Annotated in this window: 24 protein-coding genes, 2 tRNA genes and 1 pseudogene; 15 read left to right on the top strand and 12 right to left on the bottom strand. The window is 66.5% G+C overall.

What is annotated here, in order from left to right:
- On the bottom strand, positions 1-192 hold a 192-nt coding region (locus V5A53_RS04880), incomplete at its 3' end, for a hypothetical protein (RefSeq protein WP_332312453.1).
- A 79-nt stretch (positions 193-271) separates the two neighbouring features.
- On the opposite strand from V5A53_RS04880, the gene V5A53_RS04875 reads away from it, so the two are divergent.
- Positions 272-499, top strand: a complete 228-nt coding sequence (locus V5A53_RS04875) for a hypothetical protein (RefSeq protein WP_332312452.1) — start codon at positions 272-274, stop codon at positions 497-499.
- On the opposite strand, the gene V5A53_RS04870 is transcribed toward V5A53_RS04875, so the two are convergent.
- Positions 450-1,439, bottom strand: coding sequence for a 5,10-methylenetetrahydromethanopterin reductase (locus V5A53_RS04870; RefSeq protein WP_332312451.1), 990 nt, complete (start codon positions 1,437-1,439; stop codon positions 450-452). The genes V5A53_RS04875 and V5A53_RS04870 overlap by 50 nt on opposite strands.
- Positions 1,440-1,621: 182 nt before the next feature.
- Here V5A53_RS04870 and V5A53_RS04865 point away from each other — a divergent pair, with 182 nt between their 5' ends.
- Both V5A53_RS04865 and V5A53_RS04860 read left to right on the top strand, forming a co-directional pair.
- Positions 1,622-2,059, top strand: coding sequence for a histone (locus V5A53_RS04865; protein WP_332312450.1), 438 nt, complete (start codon positions 1,622-1,624; stop codon positions 2,057-2,059).
- Positions 2,056-3,060: a histone deacetylase family protein gene (locus V5A53_RS04860; RefSeq protein ID WP_332312449.1), complete on the top strand. Its 1,005-nt coding sequence runs from the start codon at positions 2,056-2,058 to the stop codon at positions 3,058-3,060. The genes V5A53_RS04865 and V5A53_RS04860 overlap by 4 nt, the downstream gene beginning before the upstream one ends.
- Positions 3,061-3,071: 11 nt before the next feature.
- Here the strand turns inward: V5A53_RS04860 and cca are convergent, their stop codons facing one another.
- Positions 3,072-4,418 carry a CCA tRNA nucleotidyltransferase gene (gene cca / locus V5A53_RS04855; RefSeq protein WP_332312448.1) on the bottom strand — a complete coding sequence of 449 codons (1,347 nt, stop codon included), beginning with the start codon at positions 4,416-4,418 and terminating at the stop codon, positions 3,072-3,074.
- A 94-nt stretch (positions 4,419-4,512) separates the two neighbouring features.
- Here cca and V5A53_RS04850 point away from each other — a divergent pair.
- The 4 genes from V5A53_RS04850 (at position 4,513) to gdhB (ending at position 9,241) form a co-directional block, all read left to right on the top strand.
- A tRNA-Asn gene (locus V5A53_RS04850) sits at positions 4,513-4,585 on the top strand.
- Between the two features lie 223 nt (positions 4,586-4,808).
- A complete protein-coding gene (locus tag V5A53_RS04845) occupies positions 4,809-7,673 on the top strand; it encodes a bacterio-opsin activator domain-containing protein (protein ID WP_332312447.1) in 2,865 nt (954 codons plus the stop codon).
- A 121-nt stretch (positions 7,674-7,794) separates the two neighbouring features.
- Positions 7,795-7,938: a rubrerythrin-like domain-containing protein gene (locus tag V5A53_RS04840; protein WP_332312446.1), complete on the top strand. Its 144-nt coding sequence runs from the start codon at positions 7,795-7,797 to the stop codon at positions 7,936-7,938.
- 1 nt (position 7,939) lies between these two features.
- On the top strand, positions 7,940-9,241 hold the full coding sequence (gene gdhB, locus V5A53_RS04835; RefSeq protein ID WP_332312445.1) for a glutamate dehydrogenase GdhB: 1,302 nt from the start codon (positions 7,940-7,942) through the stop codon (positions 9,239-9,241).
- A 36-nt stretch (positions 9,242-9,277) separates the two neighbouring features.
- On the opposite strand, the gene V5A53_RS04830 is transcribed toward gdhB, so the two are convergent.
- Positions 9,278-10,342, bottom strand: a complete 1,065-nt coding sequence (locus tag V5A53_RS04830; RefSeq protein ID WP_332312444.1) for a matrixin family metalloprotease — start codon at positions 10,340-10,342, stop codon at positions 9,278-9,280.
- A 64-nt stretch (positions 10,343-10,406) separates the two neighbouring features.
- The gene (locus tag V5A53_RS04825) at positions 10,407-11,588 is read right to left on the bottom strand and encodes an iron-containing alcohol dehydrogenase family protein (protein WP_332312443.1); all 1,182 of its coding nucleotides are present in this window, start codon (positions 11,586-11,588) and stop codon (positions 10,407-10,409) included.
- A gap of 386 nt (positions 11,589-11,974) precedes the next feature.
- Between V5A53_RS04825 and V5A53_RS04820 the strand changes: the two genes are divergently transcribed.
- The 4 genes from V5A53_RS04820 (at position 11,975) to V5A53_RS04805 (ending at position 13,786) form a co-directional block, all read left to right on the top strand.
- Positions 11,975-12,086, top strand: a tRNA-Ile gene (locus V5A53_RS04820).
- A gap of 174 nt (positions 12,087-12,260) precedes the next feature.
- Positions 12,261-12,503 (top strand): hypothetical protein, encoded by a 243-nt coding sequence (locus V5A53_RS04815; RefSeq protein ID WP_332312442.1) that lies wholly within the window; start codon positions 12,261-12,263, stop codon positions 12,501-12,503.
- 168 nt (positions 12,504-12,671) lie between these two features.
- Positions 12,672-13,172, top strand: a complete 501-nt coding sequence (locus V5A53_RS04810) for a molybdopterin-dependent oxidoreductase (RefSeq protein WP_332312441.1) — start codon at positions 12,672-12,674, stop codon at positions 13,170-13,172.
- Positions 13,169-13,786 carry a class I SAM-dependent methyltransferase gene (locus V5A53_RS04805; protein ID WP_442928643.1) on the top strand — a complete coding sequence of 206 codons (618 nt, stop codon included), beginning with the start codon at positions 13,169-13,171 and terminating at the stop codon, positions 13,784-13,786. Before V5A53_RS04810 ends, V5A53_RS04805 begins: the two co-directional genes overlap by 4 nt.
- A gap of 31 nt (positions 13,787-13,817) precedes the next feature.
- Here V5A53_RS04805 and V5A53_RS04800 read toward each other — a convergent pair whose 3' ends face one another.
- The gene (locus tag V5A53_RS04800) at positions 13,818-14,249 is read right to left on the bottom strand and encodes a pyridoxamine 5'-phosphate oxidase family protein (protein ID WP_332312440.1); all 432 of its coding nucleotides are present in this window, start codon (positions 14,247-14,249) and stop codon (positions 13,818-13,820) included.
- A gap of 104 nt (positions 14,250-14,353) precedes the next feature.
- Here V5A53_RS04800 and V5A53_RS04795 point away from each other — a divergent pair, with 104 nt between their 5' ends.
- Positions 14,354-14,665 (top strand): CGCGG family putative rSAM-modified RiPP protein, encoded by a 312-nt coding sequence (locus tag V5A53_RS04795; RefSeq protein WP_332312439.1) that lies wholly within the window; start codon positions 14,354-14,356, stop codon positions 14,663-14,665.
- A gap of 25 nt (positions 14,666-14,690) precedes the next feature.
- Here V5A53_RS04795 and V5A53_RS04790 read toward each other — a convergent pair whose 3' ends face one another.
- A complete protein-coding gene (locus V5A53_RS04790; protein WP_332312438.1) occupies positions 14,691-14,990 on the bottom strand; it encodes a cupin domain-containing protein in 300 nt (99 codons plus the stop codon).
- A 113-nt stretch (positions 14,991-15,103) separates the two neighbouring features.
- On the opposite strand from V5A53_RS04790, the gene V5A53_RS04785 reads away from it, so the two are divergent.
- Positions 15,104-16,324 carry an acyl-CoA dehydrogenase family protein gene (locus V5A53_RS04785; protein WP_332312437.1) on the top strand — a complete coding sequence of 407 codons (1,221 nt, stop codon included), beginning with the start codon at positions 15,104-15,106 and terminating at the stop codon, positions 16,322-16,324.
- 81 nt (positions 16,325-16,405) lie between these two features.
- On the opposite strand, the gene V5A53_RS04780 is transcribed toward V5A53_RS04785, so the two are convergent.
- Positions 16,406-16,867 carry a halocyanin domain-containing protein gene (locus tag V5A53_RS04780; RefSeq protein ID WP_332312436.1) on the bottom strand — a complete coding sequence of 154 codons (462 nt, stop codon included), beginning with the start codon at positions 16,865-16,867 and terminating at the stop codon, positions 16,406-16,408.
- A 255-nt stretch (positions 16,868-17,122) separates the two neighbouring features.
- On the opposite strand from V5A53_RS04780, the gene V5A53_RS04775 reads away from it, so the two are divergent.
- Positions 17,123-17,431: a DUF7521 family protein gene (locus tag V5A53_RS04775; protein WP_332312435.1), complete on the top strand. Its 309-nt coding sequence runs from the start codon at positions 17,123-17,125 to the stop codon at positions 17,429-17,431.
- A gap of 98 nt (positions 17,432-17,529) precedes the next feature.
- On the opposite strand, the gene V5A53_RS04770 is transcribed toward V5A53_RS04775, so the two are convergent.
- Positions 17,530-17,817: an amphi-Trp domain-containing protein gene (locus V5A53_RS04770; RefSeq protein ID WP_332312434.1), complete on the bottom strand. Its 288-nt coding sequence runs from the start codon at positions 17,815-17,817 to the stop codon at positions 17,530-17,532.
- Between the two features lie 232 nt (positions 17,818-18,049).
- On the opposite strand from V5A53_RS04770, the gene V5A53_RS04765 reads away from it, so the two are divergent.
- On the top strand, positions 18,050-18,313 hold the full coding sequence (locus V5A53_RS04765) for a hypothetical protein (RefSeq protein ID WP_332312433.1): 264 nt from the start codon (positions 18,050-18,052) through the stop codon (positions 18,311-18,313).
- On the opposite strand, the gene V5A53_RS04760 is transcribed toward V5A53_RS04765, so the two are convergent.
- The 3 genes and pseudogenes from V5A53_RS04760 to V5A53_RS04750 all read right to left on the bottom strand — a co-directional run.
- Complete coding sequence (locus V5A53_RS04760) at positions 18,310-19,515, bottom strand: TIGR04347 family pseudo-SAM/SPASM protein (protein WP_332312432.1); 1,206 nt, start codon at positions 19,513-19,515, stop codon at positions 18,310-18,312. The genes V5A53_RS04765 and V5A53_RS04760 overlap by 4 nt on opposite strands.
- Entirely contained in the window at positions 19,515-19,826 is a 312-nt protein-coding gene (locus V5A53_RS04755) for an Htur_1727 family rSAM-partnered candidate RiPP (RefSeq protein WP_332312431.1), read from the bottom strand. Before V5A53_RS04755 ends, V5A53_RS04760 begins: the two co-directional genes overlap by 1 nt.
- 93 nt (positions 19,827-19,919) lie before the next feature.
- Positions 19,920-20,511 (bottom strand): annotated as a pseudogene (locus V5A53_RS04750) (SPASM domain-containing protein); the annotation flags it as partial.

The following is a 20,511-nucleotide window of genomic DNA, read 5'->3' as shown; positions in this document are numbered from 1 at the left end:
GGTGCCGCACTCGTCGCAGGCGACGCCCTCGGGGGTCCACTCGTAGGTCGACAGCGCCGGCTCGGGACTCGGTGTGTCGGCGTCGGCGTCGCTGTCGGTGTCGGCGGCCTCGGCCGCATCGTCACTATCGTCACGCTCGTCGACCGCCGTTGCAGTGTCGCTGGCGAACTCGTCGAGCGAACGGTCGCGCATGGGGGGTACTGGTGGCCGGGAGGGCATAAGCCCCGCGGCAGACGGACACACACAAGTAGGAGGCCCCGAAGGGTTTGGTATGGTAGAAGTCGAGATCCAGGACGGCCTCCGGGAGAACACGATCGGGATAATCGAGCAGTTCATCGAGATCGCGTCGGCCGACCCCCTGTCGGCGATCCTGATCGCCATCGGCGGTCTTCTCGTCGCCGTCTCCGCCGGCGGCTTCGGCGTGCTGACTATCGGTGCCGTACTGTCGTCTATCGGGCGTCTGCTGCCGAGTACAGAGCCGCCCCAGCAAACTCGATAGCCGCATCGAGGTCGGGTCCCAGCGGCGACCCGGCGACGAAACTGTCCGCGAATTCGAGTACGTTCCGCATCTTTTCCTCGACCGTTTCCGGCGTCCCGGCGATACAGAAGGCGTCTATCATGTCCTCGGTGACGGCTCCGAAGGCCTCGTCGAACTCGCCGGCGGAGATGTGGTCGCCGATTTCCGACGCGCGCTCGCGGTCGATGTCGTGGCGGTCCAACACGGGCGGGGCGGCACCGCCGGCGATGAAGGCGACTGGCGGGCGGGCGGCCGCGCGGGCGGCGTCGGCGTCCTCGGCGACCGACACGGAGGCGTAGGCGGCGAAATCGAACTCGCCGCGGTGGTCCGGTCGGTCGTCGAGGCCCTGCTGGACCTGTTCGGCGGCCCACTCGAAATCCCGCGGGTGGGAGCCGTTCAGGAGGACACCGTCGGCGTGTTTGGCGGCCATCCGGATCATGTGTGGCCCCTGTGCGCCCACGTAGGTCGGAATCTCGCCGACCGCGTCGTCGTAGTTGAGGCCGGCCTCGCGGGCGACGAACGTGCCGTCGTGGTCGACGCGCTCGCCCGCGAAGAGGTCGTCGGCGACCTTGAACGTCTCCAGAACGCGCCGCAGTGGCCGGTCGTGGTCGAAGCCGAGGTTGTTCAGCGTGGACTTGTCGCCGGCACCGATGCCGAAGACGGCGCGGCCGCCGGAGGCCTCGTCCAGCGTGGCGACGCGGGAGGCGAGCGTGACGGGGTGGGTCTCGTAGGGGTTGGCGACGCCGGGGCCGACCCGGACGTCGTCGGTTCGGCGGGCGACCCGGTCCAGCGCGAGGAAGGGGTCGCGGTTGTTGTAATGGCAGGACGCGAAGACGGTGTCGAAGCCGGCGGCTTCGGCGGCCTCGCCCAACTGGCCGATGCGGTCGACCGGGTGTTCCGGTGTGAGTTCGATTCCGTGCATAAGAGCCTCGTTACTGTCGCTTGGGGCCGACCACCCTTTAGGCCGGGCAGTACAGGCAAAAGGCTCCCTGACTGGCCCCTCGCGGGCCGAACGGTCGGCCGTTCGTGTCAACTGAGTCAAACAGGCGGCAAGCATGCCGATGCCTCGCAAAGATTAAGGCGAATTCGGCCCGGGTGTTGGGTATGAGCGTCGAGTTACCGTTCGCCCCGGTGGACACGATAATCCGTCGGAACGCGGGGCAGTTGCGCGTCAGTGCCGAGGCTGCGGAAGAGCTCGCCCGTCGGATCCAGAACCGCGGGGCCGAGTTGGCCACCGACGCGGCCGAACGTGCCACCGAGGACGGCCGTAAGACGCTGATGGCCGAGGATTTCGACGCTCCGGTCGTCGACAAGGACCTCCTGGAATTGCCGGTCGCGCCGATCGACCGTATCGCTCGCCTCGATATCGATGACCGCTATCGGGTCTCGATGGACGCCCGCATCGCGCTCGCGGGCGAACTCGAATCCTACGCGGACACCGTCGCCGCGGCGGCAGCCATCCTGGCCCGCCACGCCGACCGGCGAACCATCAAAGCGGAGGATATCGAGGCATACTACGAACTCGAACCGTACTTCGAATGAGGTTTGGCTACCGCGAGGTTTGTCTCGAGCACGATACCGGTTCCCGGCATCCCGAGACGGCGGACCGACTGCGGGCGATTCGCCGCGCGCTGTCGAAGCGCCACGGGGTCGCCTACCGGGAGGGCAGCCTCGCGGACCGCTCGGCGCTCGAAGCCGTCCACGACTCCGACTACATCGCCGACGTTGAGCAGTTCTGTGCCGACGGCGGCGGGACGTGGGACGCCGACACCGTCGCCGTCGAGGAGACGTGGGACGCCGCCCGCGCGTCGGCCGGCCTTGCCTGTTGGGCCGTCGAAGAGACCCTCGGCGGCGCCGACGGCCGACAGACGCCCTTCGCCATCGGCCGACCGCCGGGCCACCACGCCGAGTACGACGAGGCGATGGGCTTTTGCTTCTTCAACAACGTCGCGGTCGCCTCCCAGCAGGCCCTCGAACACGACGACGTCGACCGGGTCGCGGTCTTCGACTGGGACGTCCACCACGGCAACGGGACGCAGGACCTCTTCTACGAACGTCCCGAACTCTTCTACATGTCCATCCACGAGCGGGGTCTCTTCCCCGGGACCGGCGACGTGTTGGAGACCGGCGGCCCCGACGCGCGGAAGACGAACCTCAATCTCCCGCTTCCCGGCGGCAGCGGCGACGACGAGTACACGGCCGCCGTCGACCAACTGCTCGCGCCCGCACTAGAGCGGTTCGACCCGGACCTGCTCATCATCAGCGCGGGCTTCGATGCCCACGAACACGACCCCATCTCGCGGATGCGCGTCTCGACGGAGGGGTACGGCCATCTTACCCGACGGGTCCGCGAAATAAGCGACGACCTCGATGCGGAGTTGGCGTTCGTCCTCGAAGGCGGCTACGGCCTCGACCCACTGGCGGATTCGGTCGGCATGGTCCACGAGGTCTTCGATGGCCGAGAACCCATCACGCCCGATGGGGACGTGCTCTCGAAATCCAAACGGGTTATCGACGACGCGCGCGACGCCCACGATTTATAAAGAGGCTCCGATCAGGGCCGCGGCTGGAAGTACCGCGCCAACTCGACGCCGAACTCCGTAGCGAGTTCGCCCAGCTCCGCACCGACCAGTAGCTCGTAGTCGTCGGCCAGCGCCGATTCGACGTGCGGTCCCAGCGACACCTCGAAGAGCCGCGATTCGAGCAGATCGGCGGGCGTCCGTTCTTCCCGCGGTCGCTCGACGACGTAGCGGCCCTCCTCGTCGATGAACGGGCCGACGGCCTCGTCGTCGTCCACGTAGGCCGCATGAAAGCCCTCGGCGTGGCTCCGGACGCCGACCGGCGGGCCGTCGTGGCGGGCGACGGCGGGCAGTTCGGAAACGGAACACTCCACGAGCAGGACGGCCGACTCGTCGGCGAATCGGGCGCTCCGAAGGGGCGCGAACCCGGCCCGCTCCAGCGCCCCCTCGATGCCAGCCAGCGACTTGTCGAGCTGGGGGTAGAGTTGGTCCTCGACGATATCCGGCGCCGAAAAGCGGAGGGCGACGGGCGCCGTTTCCCGCTCGGCGACGTGCTCGCGGACCGCCGCCGCCGACAGCGGGCCCGGCTCGCTCGCCTCGAAGAGTTCGACCCGTGGCTCATCGAGCAACGCGCGGGCGTAGTGGATCAGGCGAGCGACGTTGCGGGCCGAACAGACCGCCGCTACGTTGCGCTCGGGGTCGGTCGGGTCGATGACGACGAGCGGGTCGTCGAACGATTTCGCGCCGTGGTCCGCGGGGTCGAACTCGACGGGCGGGTTCCAGTCGGCGGCGGCTTCGACGAACGCGCGGAAGCCGCCGTATTCGAGGACGAGCAGTTCGGTCAGAAAGCCCGAGAAGCCCCTGGTCCGCAGGTCGCTGCCGTAGGCGCCGATGGCCGTCAGAAACGCCTTCGCCAGCCGTACGTCGTCGGCCAGCGGCTCGATCTGACCCTCCAAATACTCCGTGTGGAACGGCGTCCGGTCGACCGCCGACCGGATATCGGTCGCCTCGGCGACGTCGTAGCAGGGCACACAGTCCACGTCGAAACCGCGGTATTCGCCCTTGACGTAGGGGTGTTCGGCGTACTCCTCGTGGCCCTCGGGGAGGACCGCGTGGCCGATCTCCAGTCCGTATGCTTCGAGGTCCTCCCGCGGGAGGTCGGGCGGAAAGCGAACGAAGAGGTCGACGTCGCGGTCGCCGGCAAGCCACGTCCCGCGTGCGGTCGAGCCGACCAGCCGGGTGTCGGCCTCGACGGGAACCTCCTCGATGGCCGCCTCGGCGCGGTCGGTCAGCTCCGAGACGACCGCCTCCAGTTGCTCGCGTTCATTGTCGTCGGGGACGACGCGGTCCCGTACCTCCGCGAGGACCGACTCGAAGGACATACCGGCCGTTGCGCTGTCGGGTGGTAAAGCGTGTCGATGCCGCGCGGAAGCGAAAGCCCTATTTGTCGAATCGCAGTATACACGGATGCGTCGTGCCGCCGTAGCTCAGTTGGTAGAGCACCTGGTTGTTACCCAGGTTGTCCCAGGTTCGAGACCTGGCGGCGGCGTACCTTCCTTCGTTTCCCGTGTTTCCAGCGTAGCCTCGGCGTCGGTCCCGTTTCCCCCGTGGCGGCCCGGCCGTCGGCCGAACGCATTTATCGCCGGCGGGTTTGATAATGAACCATCCATGAGTACCGGCTTCGGTTCCGTCCCTATCTCGCGACAGCGCCGGCCGTGCCGGCCACCCGTCGGCATCTCGGCTTCGACCCACCCCAATGGAGCGGTCGACTGATGTCCGGGGGTTCTCCGCTCGATGCCGCACGCCTCCTCGCCGTCGGAACGGCCGACTGGCTTGTCCCGTTCGCCGAGGCGGCCGAAGCCACCGGGGCGTCCGTCCGAACGGTCAAGACGACGGAACAGGCCCTCGAAGCCGTCGACCGCGGCACCGTCGACTGTGTCGTCACCGACTACGAACTCGGGGCGACGACCGGCGTCGAACTTATAAATACGGTTCGGGAAGAGACGACGATGTTGCCGGTCGTCCTCGCCACCGATGCCGGGGACGAATCGGTTGCCAGCGAGGCCATCCGGGCCGGTGCCACCGATTACGTCGTGATGGGCGACCCGGTCGATTCGGCGGTCGAGGAGGTACTGGCACGAACCGAACGCGCGATGGCAACCGCTCGGGAGGCCTCGGTCCGGCAGGAGCGGGCCCGGCAGTTCGATGCGGTCTTCGACGACACGCGGACGGCGACATGGGTGCTTGACCCCGAGGGGGCGCTCGCCCGGGCGAACCGGACGGCCCGCGAGATGATCGACGAGAACGTCGACACGCTCGTCGGCGAGCCGTTCTGGACGCTTCCGTGGTGGTCCCACGCCGAGACGATCCAACGGGACGTGCGGCGGATGGTCGAGAAGGCTCTCGATGGGTCGTTCAGGAACGCCGTCGTCTCCCAGCCGCCACACGTCGACGACCAGCGGGTGATCGACCTCTCGGTTCGGCCGGTCGAGAACGAACGCGGCCGGCTCGTCTCCATCGTCGTCGAGGGCGTCGACATCACCGACCGGGTCGAACTCGAACGGGACCTCCGGCGCTCGGAGGAACTCCACCGGGTCACGCTCAACAACATGACCGACACCGTCCTCATCACCGACGAGGACGGCGAGTACACCTATATCTGCCCGAACGTCCACTTCATTTTCGGCTACACCGCCGAGGAGATCAGACGGCAGGGGACCATCGACGAACTCCTCGGGGAGGACCTCTTCGACCGCGAGGAACTCGCCGAGAAGGGCGTCCTCAAGAACATCGAATGTACGGCGACGGACAAGGCAGGCCGCGAGCACACCCTGCTGGTCAACGTCCGGGAGGTCTCGATTCAGGGCGGGACGCTCCTGTATAGCTGTCGGGACATCACGAAACGCAAACAGCGGGAGGAGGCGCTGGCGACCCTCCAGGAGACCGCGCGGGCGTTCCTCTACGCCGAAACGCACAGCGAGATCGCCCAGCAGGTCGTCGAGGACGCCCACAGCGTCCTCGATCTGGAGGCGAGTGCGGTCTACCTGTTCGATGCCGACGACAACGAACTGGCGGCCGCGGCCCACTCGCCGGCGATGGCGGACTTGCACGGCCCGCTGCCGACGGTCCACGCCGACGGCGAGACGCTCGTCGGCCGGAGTTTCGTCGAGAACGAGTCGCTGTTCTTCGAGGACGTCCACGAGGCCGACCGCCTCGACAACCGGGCGACCCGGCTCAGACGGACGACGTTCATCCCGCTCGGGGACCACGGCGTCTTCGTCGCCGGGTCCGACGCGGTCGGCGCCTTCGACGAGGTGACGCGCGAACTCGCCGACCTGCTGGCGGCGACCGCCGAGGCGGCCCTCGACCGGGTGGCACGGGAGTCGCGACTCCGCGAGCAGGACCTCACGCTCCAGCGGAAAAACGAGGAACTCACGGCGCTGAACCGCATCAACGAGACGATTCGGGAGATCGACCAGGCGGTCGTACAGGCCGAAACTCGCGAGGAGATCGTCCACGCCGTCTGCGAGTTGCTGACCGACGACGACCGGTTCCGCTTCGCGTGGATCGGGACGGTCGATCCGACGACGGAGACGCTCGAACCGGGGGCGTGGGCCGGCGACGAGCAGGGGTATCTCGACAGCCGCTCCTTCGCCGTCGATCCGGCGGAGGCGGAACCGGCCGGCCGAACCGCGGCGACGGGCGAAGTGACGCTGGTGACGAACGTCGCCGACGGCCTCCGGGACGAATCGTGGCGCTCGGACGCCCTCACACGGGATTTCCTGTCGGTTCTGAGCCTCCCGCTGGTGTACAACGACCTTACCTACGGCGTTTTGACGGTCTATGCGGACTCCCGGGACGCCTTCGACGAGACGGCGCGGGCCGTGCTGGCCGAACTCGGAGAGACGATCGCCGCGGCCCTCAGCGCCATCGAGCGGACCAACGCGTTGCTCACGACGTCGATGACCCGCGTCGAGTTCGAGATCGACGACCCGACATTCGTTCTCTCGCGACTCGCCGAAACCGTCCAGTGTACCCTCTCCTATCAGGGGGTGTTACAGCGGACGACCGAGGGAAGCTACCTCTTCGTCACCGTCGAGGGGGCGGACGTAGCGGCCGTCGAGGAAGCCGCGTCGGAACTGGTCGGTATCGACGGGACCCGGCGAATCAGCGCCGACGCCGACGGCGGCGTCCTCCGGTTGCGACTCGCCCGGCCGTTCCTCGCCTCGGAGTTGGCCGACCACGGCGCCATCGTCCGCGAAGCGACGGCCTCGCCGACCGAGACGACGCTCGTTATCGACATCCCCGAGCGCATCGACGTGCGGAACATCACGCGGCTGATCGGGGAGACGTTCGCCGGCGTCGAACTCCGGAGCAAGCAGACGCTGGACCGGACTGCCGACCGCAACCTCTACTCGCGGTTCATCGACGAGCTCACCGAGCGACAACTCGAGGTCCTCCAGACGGCGTATTATAGCGGGTTCTTCGAGGCTCCACGGGAGTCAACCGGCGAGGACGTCGCCGAGACGCTCGGTATCTCCCCGACGGCGTTCTACCAGCACATCCGGGCGGTCCAGCGCAAGGTCTTCGCCACGCTGTTCGAGGAAAACGACGTGCCGCTCGCGTCGTCCGGGTAGGTTCGATAACGAACCCCCACTTTCGACGACCCTTCGGTCTTGAACGGCTACGCCTTACCTTATACACCTGATAGACCTTAACCGAGTGCTGCCGGACGGCGGCGGGCGCTCGTGACATCCAATGAGAGACATCGAGCAAATCCCCGGCGAGGAAAGCGCCTACGAATGCTTCGAATGTGGCAACATCGTTATCGCGGAGAGCAACCCCGAAACCTGCCCCGAATGCGGTGGTGCGATGCGGAACCGGCAGACACCCATCGAATAACATGTCGCCGCCTTCTCAGAGCGACAACGCGGCAGCGGCAGGGCCGGACTCGGAATCGGAGCCGGAATCGGCCGTCGAGACCGCTCGTCGACAGCTCCAGCAGGCCGCGGCGCACCTCGATATCGACCCGAACGTCGTCGAGCGGCTCAAACACCCGGCGAAGGTCCAGGAGGTGACCGTCCCCATCGAACGCGACGACGGGAACGTCGAGGTGTTCACCGGCTACCGCGCCCAACACGACAGTGTCCGCGGCCCTTATAAGGGCGGACTCCGCTACCACCCCGAGGTCACTCGCGACGAGTGTGTCGGCCTCGGGATGTGGATGACCTGGAAGTGTGCGGTCATGGACCTCCCCTTCGGCGGCGCGAAGGGCGGCATCGCCGTCAACCCGAAGGACCTCTCGGCCGACGAGAAGGAACGGCTCACCCGTCGCTTCACCGAGGAACTCCGCGACATCATCGGCCCGAACCGGGACATCCCGGCGCCGGACATGGGGACGGACCCCCAGACGATGGCGTGGCTGATGGACGCCTACTCGATGCAGGAAGGCGAGACCATCCCCGGCGTCGTGACGGGCAAGCCGCCGGTCATCGGCGGCAGCGAGGGCCGCGAGGCCGCCCCGGGCCGCAGCGTCGCCATCATCACCCGCGAGGCCGTCGACTACTACGGGTGGGACCTCAGAAAGACGGACGTCGCGATTCAGGGCTACGGCAGCGTCGGGTCCAACGCCGCCCGCCTGCTCGACGATTGGGGCGCGAACGTGGTCGCCGTCAGCGACGTCAACGGCGGTATCTACGACGCGAACGGCCTCGATACCTACTCTATTCCGTCACACCACGAGGAACCGGAGGCCGTCATGCGCCACGACGCCCCCGAGACCGTCACCAACGAGGGGTTGCTCGAACTCGACGCCGACGTGTTGATCCCCGCCGCCGTCGGCAACGTCCTCACCGAATCGAACGCCCACGACGTCGAGGCCGACATGATCATCGAGGGCGCCAACGGCCCGGCGACGAGTACCGCCGACGAGATCTTCACCGCACGGGATATCCCCGTCATTCCGGACATCCTCGCGAACGCGGGCGGCGTCACCGTCTCGTATTTCGAGTGGCTCCAGGACATCAACCGCCGACCGTGGTCGCTCGAACGCGTCAACGACGAACTCGAAACCGAGATGGTCGACGCGTGGAACGACGTCCGCGAGGAGTACGAAGCCCGGGATGTGACGTGGCGGAACGCCGCCTACATCGTCGCCCTCTCGCGACTCGCTGAAGCCCATCAGTCCCGGGGCCTCTGGCCCTGACGGCCGACGCCGGAATCGAGCGGTCTTCGGGCCCGACTACCCGCCGCTCGGCTCCTCGCCGCCCTCGTCGAGTTCCTCCCGAACCAGGCCGAGCGCCCGGCCGACGTCGGCCGGCGTCGGGTCGTCGATATCGCCGAGTTCCTCCAGCGCGTCGGTGGCGGCCTGCTGTCGGTCCCGTGCTTTGTTGCGGTCGCCGTCGGTCATGGCCTCGGCCGCGGCCCGCATGTTCTCGGCGGCCTCGAGCAACAGGTCGGCCACCGTGTGCGTCGTCTCGAAGTACTGCTGGAGGCGCTCGCGGTCGACCGTCTCCGGCCGTTGCATCCCCTCGAACGCGGTCGCAGCGTCCTCGGCCGTCGTGACGTGGTCGCGGATCGACCGGTAGTGGTCGCGAGACCGCTCGAAGGGGTCGATGGCCTGTTCGTAGGCCTCGTCGTTCCAGTAGCCGATGCCCTCGTTGTAGGCCTGCGTCCCGTCGTTTCTGGTCTCCCATCCCGCTCGGAAGGCATCGAGTACCTCGGTGCGGGCTTCGTACTCCGGCAGGCGGTCTTCGATTCGGTTCGACATGATGTAGGCCGGTTCGGCGTCGTGGTCCAACCCCAGCAGGTGGCCGAGTTCGTGTTTGGTCGTGATCTCGACCTCGCCGGAGGGCCGGCCGGTGGCGACGACTTCGGCGACGACGGGGCGGTCGATGCGGTTGTTCTCCCGGATGAGCGGCGCACAGCCGAGGATGTTGTCGGTGCTGTGTTCCTGACACCCGTCGAGTTGCTCGCGGTCGTCCAGGAACTCGATTTCGACGTCGGGGTCGGTATCAGGATTGCTCTCGTCCCCGACGCGCCGAAATTCCACCTCGAAGCCGGCGTACTGCTGGCTGTTCTCCGTCCAGAAGGAGAGCGATTCGTCGGTGAGCGCTTCGAGGTCGTGGGTGCTGTCGCTCTGGTCGACGATGGCGACGGTTGTGGTGCCCGCGAGGGGGTGGCCCCGCGGGTCCGTCTCCTCCGCGAACTCCTGGATGTCGGTACAGCCAGCGAGGCTGGCCGAAAGCCCCGCCCCGGCGACCCCGGCCGCGGCGCCCCGGAGCACGTCCCGCCGTCTCATCGGCATACCCGAGATATTCGCTCGTCGCAGGTATACTCGCTGGCCGCACGCGGCGGTCGCTGCACGGTATTCACCACGCGTCCCGCAACACACCTTCCAGTTCGTCGACGGTCGGATTCAACCCCTCCGGACAGTAGGGCATCAGCCCGTCCTCGTGGACGTCCTCGGCGACGTCCGGCAGGTCCGACTCGCCCATGTCGCCGATCTCCCGCAGTTGCGTCGACAGCCCCAGTGCGTCCCGAACCTCGATGACCGACTCGACGATACCCTCGGCCAACCCCTCGGGCGTGTCTGCCTCGACGCCGAGGCCTTCCGCCAGCAACGCGCGGTTGCCGTCGACCTCCTCGAAGAGATACCGGAGGGCGTGTGGCGCGATGATGCCGTGGGCGTCGCCCTGCTGGACGTCGTAGCCGCGCGCGATACCGTGGCCGAAAGCGTGGATGAGCGACAGCGTCAGCCCGTCGGGCCGCGAACAGCCGTACTGGGCGAGGATCGTCCCCACGACGACGTCGTGCATCGTCTCATCGTCGCGGTCGCCCTCACCGAGTGCCGGCAGGCCGTCGCCGAGGTGGTCGAGCGCCCGTACTGCCGTCCCGTCGGTGATCGGCGTCGCCGTCTCCGCGTACAGCGTCTCGATGGCCTTGTCGAAGCCGTTCATCGCCGAGGCACACAGCACGCCGTGGGGCGTCGTCCGGAACAACTCGGGATCGTAGAACAGCGCGTCGGGCATCAATCGCCGGTCGTAGACGCCGCCGCGGATCAGGCCGCCGTCGCGGGCGGTGATGCCGCCGATCATCGACAGGTCCGCGCCCGCAAGCGTCGTCGGGACGGCCACGATGGGCAACAGTTCGCCGTCCGGTGCCGGAACCGACCCCGTCTCCTCGAAGGTGGCTCGAATCTCGTCGTCGGACCGCTCGGAGGCCGCCACGACGGCCACGATCTTCGCGATGTCGAGACTGCTCCCCCCGCCGACCGCGACGAGCGCGTCGGCGTCGACAGCGTCGACCCGGTCGGCGCCGTCGAAGGCCGTCCCGAGTCGCTTGTCGGGCGTCGTCTCAGCGAACGTCTCCACGTGCGTCCCGCCTAGGCCTGCCTCGATGGGGTCCATGACGGCCTCCGAGGCGCCGACGGTTCGGCCGGTCACGACCAGCGCGCGCTCGGCGCCGAGCGCGCCGAGCTCGTCCGCGAGCGCGTCGACACACGCCTCACCGTAGCGAATCGTGCCGGGTGCGTACTCGAAGCGGAAGTCCATGTGACGGTGGTCGGTCGCCTGCGATTTGGGTGTTGGCCTCCGGGCAGAACGACCGGGAGCGTTAGTCGGCGACCATCCTGCATACACCTCCGATTCAAGTCGAAACAGGCTCGACAGGACGCAACCGTCGCCGTTTCGCGAGTGTACGTCCATTTCCGTCTCCGAACATGTGGAATCCGTACGGGTGTACAGACCGACCGAATACGAACTCCGATACGTTATCGTCGAAGACAGCGACGAGCTGTCGGAGAAGCTTCATCATCTAGACGTCATACCGGAAGGGTGGTAGCGGCGTAGCACGGACACGATGATTTCGTTGCCCGATTCTTCTGCCGGAGTCCCGCCATACTCATAAGGGGCGGATGGATAGTGTAGAGCACAAGGAAGGGCCCTTAGCTCAGTGGTAAGAGCGCTCGGCTCATAATTCTCAGTAATAACGGGGCGTCCCCGTGGGAATGAGAAACCGAGTGGTCGCTGGTTCGAATCCGGCAGGGCCCATACTGAAAGAAAGTGGTTCGGAGCCACAACCCGTGCGCGTTTCAGGTGGTTTAGCGGTCCGGAAACAGGCGAATTGGATTTTTCTTCGTCGGCTCTAGAAAGGTGGCCCGACAAGCAGTTAGTCGCGGGTCCACGCTATGTCTCGTATTTAATAGCCGAAGGAGGTGAGGGGTCATGACCCAGTCGTCGCGAGCGGATTTCGGGGGCAACGACGATCTTGAAGCCCTCACCGACGCCGAGCGGGAAGTCTACGAGGCCGTCGAAGAGGAGGGCATCGGTGTTCGGGAACTCGCTCGGTCGGATCCTCGTCGGCTCGCTCGACCCACGCCGAACGTCGACGCCGGCGGGGGATTCGCCAGCCAAAGAGTAGTAGGGGGCGTCCCGCCGAGTAGTAACTCGCTCGCGTATCCATGGTAGAACATGTTCGCCGTGACGTTCTTTCCGTCGCGTAGGTCACAGTCACACATGACTGGTGTGTACGACGAGACTGCCGGAGCCGTTCGCGAAGCGCCGACATCGCCGACGACTCGTGTGCCCAAAGAGTCGACTTCCCTGACCACCTAGTGACCCTCGAGGAATCAACCCATGTCCGACCTTCCAACTCACGACGTTCCGGACGAGGTCGACCCGAGCGACCGGGCCCTCCGCGTTACCGGTGCCGTTGCGGAACCGCTCTACGTCGAACACGAGGAACTCGCGTCGTTTCCCGTCGAGACGGTCACCGAGGACTTCGAGTGTGTCGAAGGCTGGGTCGCGGCGGACCTCTCGTGGCAGGGGGTTCGTGTCAGTTCCGTTCTGGACCGTGCCGACCCAACCGTCGACGATGGGTACGTCCTCGTCCACGCGATGGACGGCGACTACGCGTGTTCGTTCCCGCAGGCCCGCGCCGCCGACGCGTTGCTCGCGTTCGGACTCGACGGGGAGCCGCTGCCGGTGACACATGGCGGGCCGGCCCGGTTCGTCCCGACCGACAGCGGCGCGGACTGCTGGGAGAGCGTCAAGTGGGTCGCCGCGCTCCAGGTCTGTGAGTCCGAGCCGGCCGCCGGTGATACCGCCGATGAGATAGCGATGGAGCGGGTCGAATGAGCCGAATATCGAGATGGGACGAACGGTTCGAATGCGGGGAGTATCCAACGGACCTGGAGCCATCACCGGTGTTGCGGCGCTATCTCGATGCCTGTCTGGACGGTCGGGCACTCGATATCGCGACGGGAACGGGACGCAACGCGGTCTTCCTCGCGACGGAAGGCTATCGCGTTGACGCCATCGACCAGTCGCGGCCGGGACTGCGTCTCGCACGAGAGAACGCACGCGACCGAGACGTCGCCGACCGCATCGACTGGATACAGGCCGACGTCGGAAGCTACGCGTTCCCGTCGGCGACGTACGACCTCATCACGATCAGCTTCTACCGTGCCGTCGACCGCCTCCCGGATATCATGGACGCACTGGCCCCAGACGGGGTCCTGTTCGTCCAGCATCACCTCCGGACGGACGTACCGGTCGAGAGCGGCCCGAAGGGTGACCGCTATCGGTTCGCCGCCAACGAACTGTTGCACGCGTGTCTTGACCTGACGATCCTCCAGTACTCCGAGCGAATCGAGCAACGTGAGGACGGCCGCCGGAGCGCCGTCGCCGAGGTCGTCGCACGGAACAGTTCGGGCCACCGGCAGTCGTATCCGCACATCGAGTGGGACTGATGGGCGACTCCCTGAACCGGGGAGACGGGCGTTATTCGACGGTTCGACGGCCGACGACCGACTCCATCCGGAGTTCGTAGAGCGTGAATTCGACCTCGTCGACGGCCTCGTCGAACAGGCGGAACGGCGGGAACCACCTATCGAGGGTGGCTTCGTCGACGTCCTCGTCCCACGGTGCTATCGGTCCGCGAACCTGGATGCTCCACGAGTCGCTCGTCGACCCGTCGAAACAGAGGAACGTCGCGGTGTCGGTCGTTTCGATGTATCGCCGTTTGTCGCTGTCCTCGTCGTGGTGGCTCACCCGTAGAAGGAAGCGCGTGCCGTCGTAGTGGTAACTCAGCGGCACCGCGTAGGCGTCGTCGGCGTCCGCGAGGCCGAGAACGCCGTGTTCGCCCGTCCGGAGGTACTCATCGACCTCGGCGTCGGTCATGCCGACCGTGTAGACGTACTCGACGTGTTCCATACGAAGACTACGGTCTCCGACACCAAATAGTCGCACCCGGAATAGCATCCCAGCGGCTGGGAATCGACCGTAGACTAAACGCCGAGCGTTCCGTATCCGGGGATATGAGTTCGACCGACGACCACGACCACGACGCCGAGGCAGTCACCGACCGCGTCCACGACAACTCGTGGTCCGCGAACCTCGAAAAGCCGCAGTACACCGACGACCCCGAACTCGCGGTTCGTGATGGGGTGGTAGCCATCGAACACACGGCGCCGGGCAACCACGTCAACCTCGTCACCCACGGCGACCTCGGCCATCCCGAGGCGTTCCTCTACGACGCGCTGGCCGAGGAGTACGACGATGGCGTCGACTGGGAGTACATCCAGCAGTGCGGCTGCGGCGGCCACGTCACGCGTGTCTACGTCGACTGATACGGGGCGTTGTGAGCCTCCTCGATCAATCGCGAGAGGCGAGCACCAGGAGGAGCGTCGCGTCGGTGATCGCGCGCGGCGAGATGTCGTGGTCGCCGTCGAAGCGGACGATGTCGCCGGCCTCGATGCTGTGTGTCGACTCACCCAGCGTGAGTTCAGCGGTGCCGGAGATGCCGTAGCAGACGATCTCGCGGCCGGGATGGCTGTGCTTCGGGACGTGGTCGCCAGCGTCCAGCGAGAGGCGGACGGTCTTCGGCTCTTCGCCCGGGAAGACCTCCGCGTGCGGTTCGGTTTCGAGGTCGGCGAGATGGCGTTTCGTCGGCATGACCGAACCGTTGGGGCGGACGCACTTACACTTCTCCTCCGAATACGTTCGGCTCTGTCCCAATCAGTGAGATTCACCGCGGCCGTTCTTTGTGTGTGTGGTAATCTCCCACCATGGAATACGAAGACCCCGAGCCCGGGCGTACCGTCGCCGAGAAGACCCGCGAGTTCATCGACGAGGTGGTCGTCCCCAAGGAGCAGTCAATGGCCTCGGGTGGCGCCGTCTCGGCCGGTACCGTCCGGGAACTCCGAAACGAGGCCCGCGAATACGGCATCTACGCGCCGCAGATATCCGAGGAGTACGGCGGCCTCGGATTGAGTTTCCGCGAAGCGCTGCCGGTCTTCGAGGCCGCGGGCCGGTCGCTTCTGGGCCCCATCGCGCTCCGCGTGGACGCACCCGACGAGGGGAACATGCATCTGCTGGAGTTGGCCGGCTCGGACCTCCAGAAGGAACAGTACCTCGGACCCCTCGTCGACGGCGAGCTGAAATCGGCCTTCGCGATGACCGAACCCAGTCCCGGCGCCGGCTCGGACCCCAAGATGCTGCGCAGTCGCGCCGAGAAGGACGGCGACGAGTGGGTCATCGACGCCCACAAGTGGTGGACCACACAGGGCGTCGAGGCGGACGTCTTCATCGTCCTCGCGCGGACGGACCCGGACGCCCATCCCTACGAGGGCAGTTCGTTGTTCCTCGTCGACGCCGAAGCCCCCGGCGTCGAGGTGGTTCGCAACATCCCGCATATGGGTGGGGGGCCGACGGGCAAGAGCCACGCCGAGGTCAAGTTCAAGGGCGTTCGCGTCCCCGACGAACACCTGCTCGGCACGGAGGGCGACGGCTTCGGCATCGCCCAACAGCGACTCGGGCCGGCGCGGTTGACCCACTGTCTCCGCTTTTCGGGGCTGGCCGACCGGTCCCTCGACGTCGCCTCGGCGTACCTCTCCGAGCGGGAGGCCTTCGGGTCGAAACTCTCGGAGATGCAGGCCCAGCGCTTCGCGCTGGCGGACGCCTCGACCCGCCTGCACGCCGCCCGAACGATGGTCCGCCACGCCGCCGACCAGATCGAGGCGGGCGAACAGGCCCGCACCGAGGTGGCGATGGCGAAGGTCTTCACCGCCGAGGTCGCCCAGGACGCGGTCGACACGGCCGTTCAGGCCTGCGGCGGCAGCGGCATCGGAAAGGACCTCCCGCTGTCGGATTTCTACGAGTCCGTCCGGCCGTTCCGCATCATCGACGGCGCCGACGAGGTGCACAAACGCGTCATCGCCCGCGAACGGCTCGACGACCCGCCGGTCGAGGAACTCGAGCCGCTCCCGACCTTCGATATCGAACGATAGACTGCCCTACTGCGGTCGACGCGGTGACGTCCCTGCCGCGGTGACGGCACTGTTCCGTTTCGGTCCCGTTTCGATCCGTTCTTATCGCACGGCGACGGCGCCTTTCATCCCGACCGTCCGGTGTGGTTCGCAGACGTATCTGTAGATACCCCGCTCCTCGAAGGTGTACTCGAAGGTGAAGCCGCTCCTCTGGACGATGTCGCTTCGGAACGCACCGTCTTCGGCGGCGACGTTGTGGGAGCCGTCGCCGGTCCACTCCCAGACGACGGTCGTTCCGGCGTCGACCCGGATCGCGGGCGGCTCGAACTGCTTGCCGTGCGGCCCGGTCCCGTTCATCACCGTTACCTCGCTTTCGCCGGTCCGGTCGACGGTCCCCTCGTAGTTCGAGACGTCGTCGAACCAGCCGGCGTAATCGGGTTCCTCGTCGACGAAGTCGTAGGTTACCTCGTTGGCCTCGCCGCCGCTACTACACCCGGCGAGTGCGGGGGCGAGTGTCGCGGCCCCGGCGAGTTCGAGGAACGTCCGTCGGTCGATTGCTCTCATCGTAATCCGGCCTATCCGTCGGACCCGGATAAAGCGCGAATCAGCATCCCACGGCGTGAGACGCCCCTCGGTTTTTTAAACGGTCGGGCGACGCCGCTGATACCGCGCGGTCTTCGTCGTCTCGGCGTTCGGCTCTTCCGGCGGTCTCGGCACTCCCACGCGGTGAGACGCCGCGTCACTGTTGAAGTACGCGCTCGGAGTAGACTCGGGTATGACTCGCTCGAAGACTCACCCGTCCCGACGGAGGTGGTCGTCATGAACCTCCAGTATCTCATCGTCGGCGCGAACACGGTGACGCTCGTCGTCGGCAGTCTCGTCACGTGGTTCGGCTTCCGCGCCTACCGCCGCACCGACTCCCGGTCGCTCCGAGCACTGACCGCCGGACTCGCCTGTATCACCTTCGGTACGCTACTCGGCGGCCTGCTGCACCAGTCGGGCCTCGCGCCGCTTCTGGTCGGCGTCACCGTCCAGAGCGGCTCGGTCGCCGTCGGCTTTCTGCTGCTCGGCCTCTCGCTGCTGCAATCGGAGGAGACGGACGTCGAGGCGCGGCTCTCCGCGCCTTAAAAAGGGATGTCGTTCAGGCGGCTTCCGGAACGTCGTAGAGCCATCCACGTGGGCTCGATTCCACGCTTGATTCGGTGAATCAGCTGCTAAGACAACGATTACTCGATTTCTAACTGGCCGTTCTCGCCGTCTTCTTGATGGCCGTTTTCGTTCCATTCGAGTTCGAACTCGATACTCAATTTACCGGACCCGTCCGTTGGCCCCTCGCGTTCGGCTTTGACCTCGAACGTCGGACGCGCTGGCGGTTCCATCGTCACGGACTCGGACCCAGATTTGAGTGTGACCGCATCCCCTTGTTCGAGTTTATCAGCGACGCTGCGGAGATAGGACGCGATTTCTTCTCGGGTCTGATTACTCTCTGATTTGAACAGGACTTCTTCAGGCATGACGAACGATACGTCGCCTGCACCGATAAGTAATTGCCCGGTATTCAGCACGACAGCCAGAACTCTCACCTGGGAAGGGTTTCAACAAGGCCAAACTTTCCGCTTCGACTGAGTAGGCCGTTCGGAACCGACATCGAGCGTCGCGACGACGGGGTGTGGATCCTGCTCGAAGCTCCTGACGAGGGGTCAATGGCCCCGAGAACCTACATTCCCCGCTTGTGGAGGGTTTGGTATGACGACTGAGGCATTGCCACCCGACGCGACCACACGAGAGTCCGTCCGGTTCTACCTGCTGGATCACCGGACACCCATCGGCAAGGCCATCGACATCGGGTTGTTGATACTTAACTTGCTGTTCGTGGCTATCTACGTGTTGGAGACATATTCGCTAGAATCTCTCTCACGTGAGAGCCTCTGGACGCTGGAGATCGGTCTGGTACTGGTCTTCCTCATCGAGTGGTACTTAAAAGAGGGCGAGGGGCTCCGAGGCGGCTAGTCTGCGGGCGTCTCCATCGGCGCCCCGCGAGCGCGTTCCTCGTCGGTGAGATAGCACGTCGGGTCGGGCGAGAAGAGGCCCTCGCCGGATGCGAGGGCGCGCAACCGCGAACCGCCGCGGCAGACCTCCTTATACTGGCAGTCGGCACACTCGCCGTCGAGCGTCGCCGGGCGGTCCCGAAGCGCCGACAGCAGTGGGTTCGATTCGTCCTCCCAGATGGCGTCGAAGGGGCGGTCCCGGACGTTGCCGAGGCTGTAAGAGCGCCAGAACTGCGTGAGGTGGACGTTGCCGAGACAGTCGACGGCGGCGACGCGCTCGCCGGCCGGGTCCCCGCCGTTGCGTTCGAGACGGTTGTACACCCGCTGGGCGGCCTCCTCGCCGAACTCCTCGCGGGCGTACTCGACGAGATATGCGGCGTCGGCGTAGTTGCCGACGAGCAGCGTCTCCATGTCGTCGCCACGCTCGTGGGCCGAGACGGTCCGGTCGCAGATGTAGCGGACGACCGACCGGCGCTGGTCGTCGGTGAGGTCGATGTCGCTGAGGTCGGCGCCGCGGCCGCTGTAGGCGAGATGGTAGAAGCAGAAACGGTCGAGGCCGATATCGCGCAGGAGGTCGACGACGCCGGGCAGGTCCTCGACGTTCTGGCCGGTGACGGTGTAGCGGAGCCCCGTCTTCAGGCCGACGTCCAGACAGGTCTCGATGCCCTCGACGGCGGCCTCGAAGGCGCCGTCGACACCCCGGAACTCGTCGTTGCGGTCGGCGAGGCCGTCGACGGAGATGCCCGCGTAGGCGAGGCCGGCCGCCTTCAGTTCTCGCGCCCGTTCGGCCGTCAGGAGCGTCCCGTTGGTCGACAGCACGGGCCGAATCCCCGAGTCGGCGGCGTGAGCGACGAGTTCGGTGAGGTCCTCGCGGACCAGCGGTTCGCCGCCGGAGAAGAGGACGACGGGGGCGCCGTAGTCGGCCAGTTGCGTGAGGAGGCGTTTGGCCTCGGCGGTCGACAGTTCGTCGGGTTCGGGCGTCGATTTCGCGCCCGCATAGCAGTGGACGCACTTCAGGTTACAGCGGTTCGTCGTGTTCCAGACGACGACGGGCTTTCGCTGGGGTTCCGTCGAGACGGGGTCGGCCCCGCCGGTGTCGACGTCGTAGCGGAGGCGGTTGCCGCCTGCGGCGTGGTCACACAGCAGCGTACTGACCGAGATCATCAGGACCACTCCCGGTTCCGCGGTTCGTCGCCGGCCGGGGGTTCCTTCGTCTCCGTATCGTCGGCCAGGTCGTGGGTGGTATAGCGGCTCACCGAATCGGCCGGACAGATCCACAGGTCGTCGGCGAACCATGCGAAGAGCTTGCTCGCGAGTTCGTAGGCTGCATCGTCGTCCGGGGCCCGAACGCTGCCGACGTGCTGGAGGGGGGAATCGAACTCCTCGCGAACGAACACTTCCCACTCGCGGCTCGCCGGTGCACGATTCTCGACGTCGACCCGGTTCCGCACGGCTCGCTCGACGCGGTTGCTCATATCATATCCCGGCGCCCCCGCCGACAAATACCCTCTCCCGAAGATGTTCGCATACTAAAGGGCGGCGGCCGGCACGGCCGTCGAGAATCGCGTTTATCGCTGGCCGCCGTCGGTGCGGGCGGCCGTTCCGATGTCGTCGTCCGCCGGTTCGTATCCCTCGGGATCGTAACTACAGAGCGGGTCGCTTCCGAGGGGGTCGCCCGTCGCGGCGTAGGCCCGGGAGCGACTGCCGCCGCAGACGTGGCGGAACTCGCAGGCCCCGCATTTCCCCTGCAGTTCGTCGCGGTCCCGAAGCCGCTCGAAGAGCGGCGCCTCCTGATAGATGTCGACGATGCTCTCCCCGCGGACGTTGCCGGCGGGTTTCGGCAGGAACCCGGAGGGATACACTTCGCCCGTATGCGAGACGAAGGCGAAGCCGTCGCCGGCGATGATGCCGCCGCGGCGGCCGATGGCATCGCTGGCGGGTGCCGCGGTCGGGTCGCCGTTCCGCTGGAGCGACACCCGACGATAGTGGGGCGCCTCGGTCGTCTTCACGCCGAAGGGCGCGTCCGCCGATATCTCGTCGAGCCATTCGAGGATGCTCTCGGCGCGCTGGGGCGTGACGTTCTCCAGTAGCCGCCCCCGGCCGACGGGCACGAGGAAGAAGACCGACCACAGCACGGCGCCGAGTTCGGAAACGAGGTCG

This window comes from Natronomonas sp., assembly GCF_036625485.1.
Lineage (GTDB): Archaea > Halobacteriota > Halobacteria > Halobacteriales > Haloarculaceae > Natronomonas.
This window is presented reverse-complemented; position numbering and strand designations above follow the sequence as displayed.